Source organism: Photorhabdus sp. S10-54, assembly GCF_963878145.1.
GTDB lineage: Bacteria > Pseudomonadota > Gammaproteobacteria > Enterobacterales > Enterobacteriaceae > Photorhabdus > Photorhabdus kayaii.
On sequence record NZ_CAWNXG010000080.1, the window covers coordinates 1 to 7,525 of the forward strand.

6 protein-coding genes and 2 pseudogenes are annotated in these 7,525 nt (G+C 55.7%); 5 read left to right on the forward strand and 3 right to left on the reverse strand.

Annotated elements, in window-relative coordinates; genetic code table 11:
• Together AACQ83_RS22850 and AACQ83_RS22855 are read left to right on the forward strand one after the other, a co-directional pair.
• Positions 1–873, forward strand: a pseudogene (locus tag AACQ83_RS22850) (hypothetical protein); the annotation flags it as partial.
• Between the two features lie 14 nt (positions 874–887).
• The gene (locus AACQ83_RS22855; protein WP_011147859.1) at positions 888–1,235 is read left to right on the forward strand and encodes an immunity 8 family protein; all 348 of its coding nucleotides are present in this window, start codon (positions 888–890) and stop codon (positions 1,233–1,235) included.
• A 51-nt stretch (positions 1,236–1,286) separates the two neighbouring features.
• Here the strand turns inward: AACQ83_RS22855 and AACQ83_RS22860 are convergent, their stop codons facing one another.
• Positions 1,287–1,514, reverse strand: a complete 228-nt coding sequence (locus AACQ83_RS22860) for a SymE family type I addiction module toxin (protein WP_112876409.1) — start codon at positions 1,512–1,514, stop codon at positions 1,287–1,289.
• A gap of 72 nt (positions 1,515–1,586) precedes the next feature.
• Positions 1,587–1,949, reverse strand: a complete 363-nt coding sequence (locus tag AACQ83_RS22865) for a helix-turn-helix domain-containing protein (protein WP_011147857.1) — start codon at positions 1,947–1,949, stop codon at positions 1,587–1,589.
• A 132-nt stretch (positions 1,950–2,081) separates the two neighbouring features.
• On the opposite strand from AACQ83_RS22865, the gene AACQ83_RS22870 reads away from it, so the two are divergent.
• The 3 genes from AACQ83_RS22870 to xerC all read left to right on the forward strand — a co-directional run bounded on the left by AACQ83_RS22870 (position 2,082) and on the right by xerC (position 6,522).
• The gene (locus AACQ83_RS22870; RefSeq protein WP_370446039.1) at positions 2,082–5,000 is read left to right on the forward strand and encodes a CHC2 zinc finger domain-containing protein; all 2,919 of its coding nucleotides are present in this window, start codon (positions 2,082–2,084) and stop codon (positions 4,998–5,000) included.
• A 12-nt stretch (positions 5,001–5,012) separates the two neighbouring features.
• Positions 5,013–5,273 (forward strand): hypothetical protein, encoded by a 261-nt coding sequence (locus tag AACQ83_RS24815; RefSeq protein ID WP_370446038.1) that lies wholly within the window; start codon positions 5,013–5,015, stop codon positions 5,271–5,273.
• Positions 5,274–5,391: 118 nt separating this feature from the next.
• Positions 5,392–6,522, forward strand: coding sequence for a site-specific tyrosine recombinase XerC (gene xerC / locus AACQ83_RS22875; RefSeq protein WP_112876408.1), 1,131 nt, complete (start codon positions 5,392–5,394; stop codon positions 6,520–6,522).
• Between the two features lie 720 nt (positions 6,523–7,242).
• On the opposite strand, the pseudogene AACQ83_RS22880 reads toward xerC, so the two are convergent.
• A pseudogene (locus AACQ83_RS22880) lies at positions 7,243–7,525 on the reverse strand (hypothetical protein); the annotation flags it as partial.

Here is a 7,525-nt window from a genome sequence, read left to right on the forward strand (position 1 = left end):
ATTGAGAATAACTTCCTGAGCGTGAATGAGCTGGACAACTTTGCGCACCAAGCCCGCACTTGCGAGGGGAATGACTGCAAACAAGTGATCAAGGATATGGTCGATACCAATATCCGTAATCAGCAGGAAATGATGGATTTCTGCAACAGCAACCCGAACCAGTGTGCGCAGAAGTATGGTTATCTGGTTGATCAGTGGCCGGTGTTTGAACGTACCCTCAAAAATATGGACCGGGATGGCACATTGCCGGTTGAGTTCAGAAATTACCTGTCGGCGGTGAATACGTTAGGTCAGGCTGCCACAGGCAAGGTAGGCGAACTCGGCTGGACAAAACGCTTTGAAGCGATGGGCATGAGTAAGGAGACTGCCGCTGCAATGGCGATGACGTTGCCTATTGTGATGGAGGGAGCCAAAGGGCCAAAGTCGTCACCAAAATCATCGCAAAATAATGCCGGCAAAGATGCTCAGCCTGAGTTAGCAGGGAAAAACACAAGTGGTGCGGAAAATGCGGCAACTTATCCGAAGTTAAAAGAAGACTTAGTGCAACGAAACCTCAGTCATATTGCTTCGCAAGACCCAAGGTTGGCGGCTGTAGTTAAAGGTGATAATGGTAAGCTCAATTATGGCATTGGTACTGGAACTCGAGCAGAAGCGGATAGATTAGGCAAAATCTGGGTAGGAGATGGAGCCAAGAAGACTACTGGAAATGGCTGGGTTAGTGCGGATGGTACGAGAGGTTATAGACCGCCATCAGAGAAACCTAATAGTGCCCATGCCACTACTGGTGTGCAAGCCAATTTTGAAACTTATTCTATTGATTATAAAGGAAAAATAAATAAGACTAGAAACGGTCATTTAAATATTCTGGATTAAAAGAGGATGCATTAGTGAAAGCAGTACTAAAAGGCATAGATTGTATGCATAAAGATCCAGTTATGTACTCCGGTGAAGATGACGGCACTATTAATATAACCTTATCCTTATTAATCGGGCCTGAGTTGGAAAGTGGGAGTGAATATTTTGATCTTTTTATCTGTACACCTGAATGGCTGTGTAATCATCATTGGCAGCCGGAATTGATACGTCATACGCTTCTGGTACGTGAGTATAATTTGGATGAAATTAAAAAGACCATTACAAACTATATCGATCAGTGCGAGGGGCAAGATTGGATGGAGATAGCGCAAAAACTATCTCGTGTCTTTGCCTGGGAATATGAGGATTATCAACCTTAACCTGTTGTTATCCAAAGAGTCCAGCTCAAATCTGGACTCTTCCTTTAGCCGTCAGTCATTCTCAGCCAGTTGAATGATTAACTGTCCGGCTTCGCTGGTAATAGTGATGGGCTTCCCCGTGGTAAACCCCAGCGCGGCCAGCCAGCGTCCCTTAATGGTGAGCTGCGGGTACGGATTGGGCTTGCCCCGGTTAGGCCGGTAGCCCACGGTGTAATACCGTGGCTTTACAGCCTGCCCTTTAGTTGTAATGGTTTTTGCTTTAGAATCGCATTTAGCCATGATGAACTACCTCTGATAGTTGGTGATGGTTAGCGGCGCTGGAGTGTTCCCGCACTTCAGCGCCGTGCTGTGTTAACTCTCTTCCTTCGCTGTTGTTGAGATACAGGCCATTGTGCCGGCAATCTGAGTTTTGATGATCATTGCATCCAGCAATTCTTTAATAACCTCCTGCTCATACTGTGGCATACGAGAAATTGCCTCAAATTGGTAACGTAGTCGCTCACTGGGACCGCGCTCCTGTTCATCAAAAACCAGCATATCCGCACTGACACCGAGCGAAATAGCCAAGCGACGTATTACCTCTAAGGTAGGTTGTGCTGAGCCTCCCTCATAGCGCCGGATCTGTAAAACTGCCACACCAGCCATATCAGCCAGCGCCTGCTGAGTGAGCCCGCGCTCCTTGCGTAATGTGGTAAGCCGTTCAGGGAACTGCATATCGAGAAACCAGGTTGTTGAACTTGATATCACTATATATCCCCCTTTTAAAAAGCTTGTTTTTAGATATCTTATCAGATATGTTTTAAATATCAATATAGCATCTTGACAGGTTTTTACAGGAGGTAACCGATGGCCCGCGTTCCCGATACCGATTTAGCCCACTTAAAGCAAACTGTCTCATTGCTGGGACTGGCGCGTAAGCAAGGCCGTTCGATGAAAAAACGCGGTGAGGATTATGTGCTGCGCTGTCCGTTCCATAACGAGAAAACACCCTCAATGGTGATATCGCCTGCCAAGAACCTGTATCACTGCTTTGGCTGTGGCGCGGCGGGGTCGGTGCTGGACTGGGTGATACAAACGGAAGGCGTGACGCTGAAAATCGCTATCCGTCGGCTGCGGGAGCTGGCCGGGCTGCCGGACATGGACAATACGGTTGTGGCAGCCTCTTCTTTAGCCGCCCAGCAGGAATCACAGGCCGCTCCCTTGCCGCGCCCGAAACTGGCTGACCTTGACGATGACGGGCAGGCGCTGTTGCATCAGGTGATTGATTTTTATCATCAGAACTTACTGGCATCACCGGAAGCCAAAGCCTGGCTGGAACGACGCGGACTGCATCATCCTGAACTGGTCAGTCACTTTAAGCTGGGGTACGCAGGCAATCACGGGATCGGCGGTTCAGCGGGGTTGTTGCCGTCGAAATCGAGTAATGAGGGGCAGCAGTTGCGCGACAAACTGGCTGGGCTGGGCGTGTTGCGTACCACCACCCGGCAGGACCACTTCCGGGGCTGCGTTGTTGTGCCCGTTATCGGCTGGGCCGAATCGGCCAGTGTGGCCAGCCGCGGACGGGTGTTGCAACTGTATGGCCGCCGAACTCAGCCGGATTACAAAGTGCTGAAAGACAGCCCAAAGCATCTGTACCTGCCCTCGCCACTGGCCGGGGTCTGGAATGAGGAAGCGATGAAAGCCGCTTCGGAAATTATCCTGTGCGAAGCGCTGATCGATGCCATGACCTTCTGGTGTGCCGGGTTACGCAATGTGATCGCCGCGTTCGGGGGGAATGGGTTTAACCGTGATCACCTTGAAGCTTTGCAGTATCACGGCGTGAAACGGGTGCTGATCGCCTTTGACCGCGATGAGGCCGGAGACCGTGGCGCGGCCAGTGTGGCCGCTGACTTACTGGAAGCCGGTATCGAGGCATGGCGGGTGCAGTTCCCGCCGGGCATGGATACCAATGACTATGCGCTGAAAAGTGGCAACGCCGAACATGCGCTGGGGCTGGCCTTGCAACAGGCGGTCTGGCTGGGACAGGGAACGGCACCGGGTACGGTGTTCCAGCATGAACGGCCAGCGACTTCGGGGGCGGCGGAACCGCCACAAAGCGCCAGTGAGCCTCAACCGGCTTCCTTAGCTGCCCGCCCTGAGTCGCCAGTGACACCGGTGCCCTGTGAGCGTACGGCCTGCGGTGAACTATTGATGAAAAGTGGCCCCCGGGTCTGGCGGATACGGGGGATGAAAAAATCCCCGGTGCCTGATGTGATGAAAGTCAATGTGCAGGTGCGTGATGAAACGTCCGGCCTGTTCCATGTCGATACATTGGATATGTATCACGCCCGTTCACGGCAGAACTACATCAGCACGGCAGCGTCTGAACTGGAATGCGAGTTGTCGGTCATCAAACGCGAGGCCGGGCGGGTGTTGCTGATGCTGGAGCAGCAACAGGATGCTGAGCAGAGAGCGGAGGCCGAAGCTTCAGGGACAACGGCGGTGACGGTCAGCGCGGAAGATGAAGCCGCCGCGCTGGCGTTGCTGACATCGCCAAACCTGACAGAACAGATTATCAACGACATGGCCGCCTGTGGCGTGGTCGGCGAATCGACCAATCTGCTGACCGGGTATCTCGCAGCAGTCTCGCGCAAACTGGATAAACCGCTGGCCGTGTTAATCCAGAGCAGCAGCGCGGCAGGGAAATCCTCCCTGATGGACGCCGTGCTGAACCTGATGCCGGAAGAGGAGCGTATCCAGTACTCGGCGATGACCGGACAGAGCCTGTACTATCTGGGGGAAACCAGCCTGCAACACAAGATACTGGCGATAGCCGAAGAAGAAGGCGTGCGGCAGGCGGCCTATGCCCTGAAACTGTTGCAGTCGGACGGCGAGCTGAAAATCGCCAGCACCGGCAAGAACGAACAAAGTGGCGAGCTGGTGACGCGGGAATACAAAGTACAGGGACCGGTCATGCTGATGTTAACGACGACGGCCATTGATGTGGATGAAGAGCTGCTGAACCGCTGTCTGGTGCTGACCGTCAACGAATCGCGCGAGCAGACGCAAGCCATCCATGCGATGCAGCGGCACCGTCAGACGCTGGCCGGGTTGCTGGCTGACTCGGAGAAAGGCTATCTGACTCAACTGCACCAGAACGCCCAGCGCCTGTTAAGGCCGCTGAAAGTAGTGAATCCTTACGCCCATCAACTGACGTTCCTGTCAGACAAAACCCGGATGCGGCGCGACCACATGAAATACCTGACGCTGATACAGGCCGTTGCGTTGCTGCACCAATACCAGCGGGAAGTGAAGAAAACGACGCATCGCGGGCAAGTGATTGAATATATCGAGGTCACGAAAGCGGACATTGCCCTGGCCAACCAACTGGCGCATGAGGTGCTGGGGCGCACGCTGGATGAAATGCCGCCGCAGACCCGCAAGTTGCTGTTGCTAATACAGGAGATGGTCGGCCACATCGCTCAGCACCAGCACTGCCAGCCAAACGAAGTGCGCTTTACCCGGCGGGATATCCGCGCCTTCACCCACTGGACCGATAACCAACTGAAAGTGCACTGTCTGCGGCTGGCTGAAATGGAATACCTGCTGTTGCACGGCGGCAGCCGGGGGCACCTGCTGCATTATGAACTGCTGTGGGACGGGGAAGACAACGGCGCCGCCCACCTGTGCGGGTTGCTGGACGTGGCTGAAACACGGGATGAAAGCACAGGCGATGAACGCAAGTTGGATTCAGGCACAAGCAAGTTGGTATCAAGTTGCCCTTAAGTTGGGACTGAGTTGGAGGGTGAAAATAGTACGCCAGACCAGATACAGCAAGGGCTGGAAGCGTTGCAAGTTGGGGATGGCAAGCATGCATTAATAAAAGGAAAAAAGAAACGCCGGTCATTGTCTCCGCCTGACGGGGATGAAACTTCTCAAGCGGATGTGGCAGGCGATGAACGTAAGTTGGACTCAAGCACAAGCAAGTTGGTATCAGGTTGCCCCCAAGTTGGGGCTAAGTTGGTATCGGAAAATATGGACTCAAACCAGATACAGTAAGGGTTGGCGGCTTCTCAAGTTGAGGGCACACAAGAAGCTGTTATCAGGCGTAAAAATAAACTGGCACCGCTGCCCGCGGCCTTAGCCGCCCATCCCCAATCCGAAACAGAGGTAAATCATGGCAAACCGTAAACCCCGCAAGGGGAGTCTCCTGACCGTTGATGACGTCTACCGTCAGCCTGTCGGTCCCGCGCACGACCCGAAGAGCCTGTATGCGTTGTTGCTGCGCTTTGTGGCGTGGCGGCAGGAGCGGAACTGGTCGGAGACGACATTGAAAGTGCAGACCCATCACACCTATCGCTTTATCCTGTGGGCCACCGAACGGGGCCTGTACTCTGCCGCGGATATCACGCGGCCAATACTGGAACGTTACCAGCGTTATCTGTATCAGTACCGCAAGACCAACGGGGAGCCGCTGAGTATCCGCACCCAGCGCACGCAGTTGCAGCCGTTGCAGGTGTGGTTCAAATGGCTGACCCGACAGAACCTGATACTGGCGAACCCGGCAGCGGACATTGAGTTGCCGCGGGAAGAGAAACGCCTGCCGCGGTATATCCTGAGCATTGATGAGATAGAGCATATCCTGTCGCAGCCTGACCTGCATACGTTGCAGGGCGCGCGCGACCGGGCCCTGATGGAGCTGCTCTGGTCAACAGGGATACGGCGCAGTGAAGTGGCGCGGCTTGATATCTACAGCATTGACGGGTCACGCAAAACCGTGACTATCCGGCAGGGCAAGGGCAATAAAGACCGGGTATTGCCCCTCGGCGAACGGGCCTTAAGCTGGCTCCAGTTCTATCAGCAACAGGTTCGCCCGCAACTGCTGGTCACCCCGGACATTCAGGCGCTGTTCGTGGCGATGGACGGTCTCGACGGGTTGCAGCCGAACGGTATCACGAATGCCGTGAGCGGGTATATCCGGGCCGCCGGCATTGAGAAAAAGGGGAGCTGTCACCTGTTCCGGCACGCGATGGCAACGCAGATGCTGGAGAACGGCGCAGACCTGCGCTGGATACAGGCGATGCTGGGGCATGCGAGCGTGGAGTCAACCCAGGTGTACACGCAGGTCTCTATCCGGGCCTTGCAGGCGGTGCACGCCAGCACCCACCCGGCGGAGCAAATGGTGGATGAAAAGGTCAGCGACGCCGATGAAGTGGGTTTACTGGCCGACCTGTACGCCGAAGATAGCGCCGACACGGACACGCCGCCGGACAGCCCGACGCCAACCCGCCCCCCCGATACCCGCTGACCGTCCGCATGCCCCCGTCGAGTTGGGCGGGTTCGGTGTGGGGGCAGACCGTGGCCGGACTGCCCGTTGGCATCGGCGCACGCGGGGGTAAATAGTCGTCAGGCGGCTTAACCTCTGGCGTCCCCGTAGAGCCGGTCCAGGCCGCCCAACGCCTATTCAACATAATGCGGGGGAATTATACGCACTGCGCCGGTGAGCCCGGGCAATCGCCTGAGCATTGATGAGCGGCTTAATGCGTATAATTGGCATTATGTCTGGCGCCCCCGCGGGTTAGCATCGGAGGGTGCGGCGCACAAGGCTGACGCCTTCTGCTGTCAGCGTCTGAGCCGGCCATCGGCAACCCCGAGTTCTTCTTTAGCTGCCGCGTTATCTTCCAGTCACCCCCCCGAAGGCAGGTCGGCCTGGCGGCCTCCGCTAATTTATCGCCCCCCGCCCCAACCCTGCTTCACTGGCTGCGCGCGGCTCACACTGCGCTGCGCTTCGTTGCTCGTACCCGTGCTCGCCATCGCCGCCCCGTGCAGCCCCCCGGGGGGGCTTCCCTGAACAAAACCGCGAGGTCATGCAAGGCCCATGCGCAACCCGAAGCCCCGGTGCCTCAGAGCGTCGCAGGGGCGCCGCTTGCGGGCTCTGTGCCGCCCGCGCCCGCAGAACGTGCGCCCGCCGCCCAAACGAGTTGGGCGACGTTCGCCCGTTGCCGAAAAAGGCGCTACCCTGACAAGGTCACGGCGGGAAAAACGGGCGTTCAGGGGCGAAAAGCGCGTCAGGGGGTTTTGGGTTCGGCGGTGAACGCACATTGGAAAAAAACGGGGTGTAACTGACTGAGGGCATTAGGAAAATCGGTGTTCGATGGTTAACTTCGCACTGGAATGCGTTGTTATTGAGAATAACTTCCTGAGCGTGAATGAGCTGGACAACTTTGCGCACCAAGCCCGCACTTGCGAGGGGAATGACTGCAAACAAGTGATCAAGGATATGGTCGATACCAATATCCGTAATCAGCAGG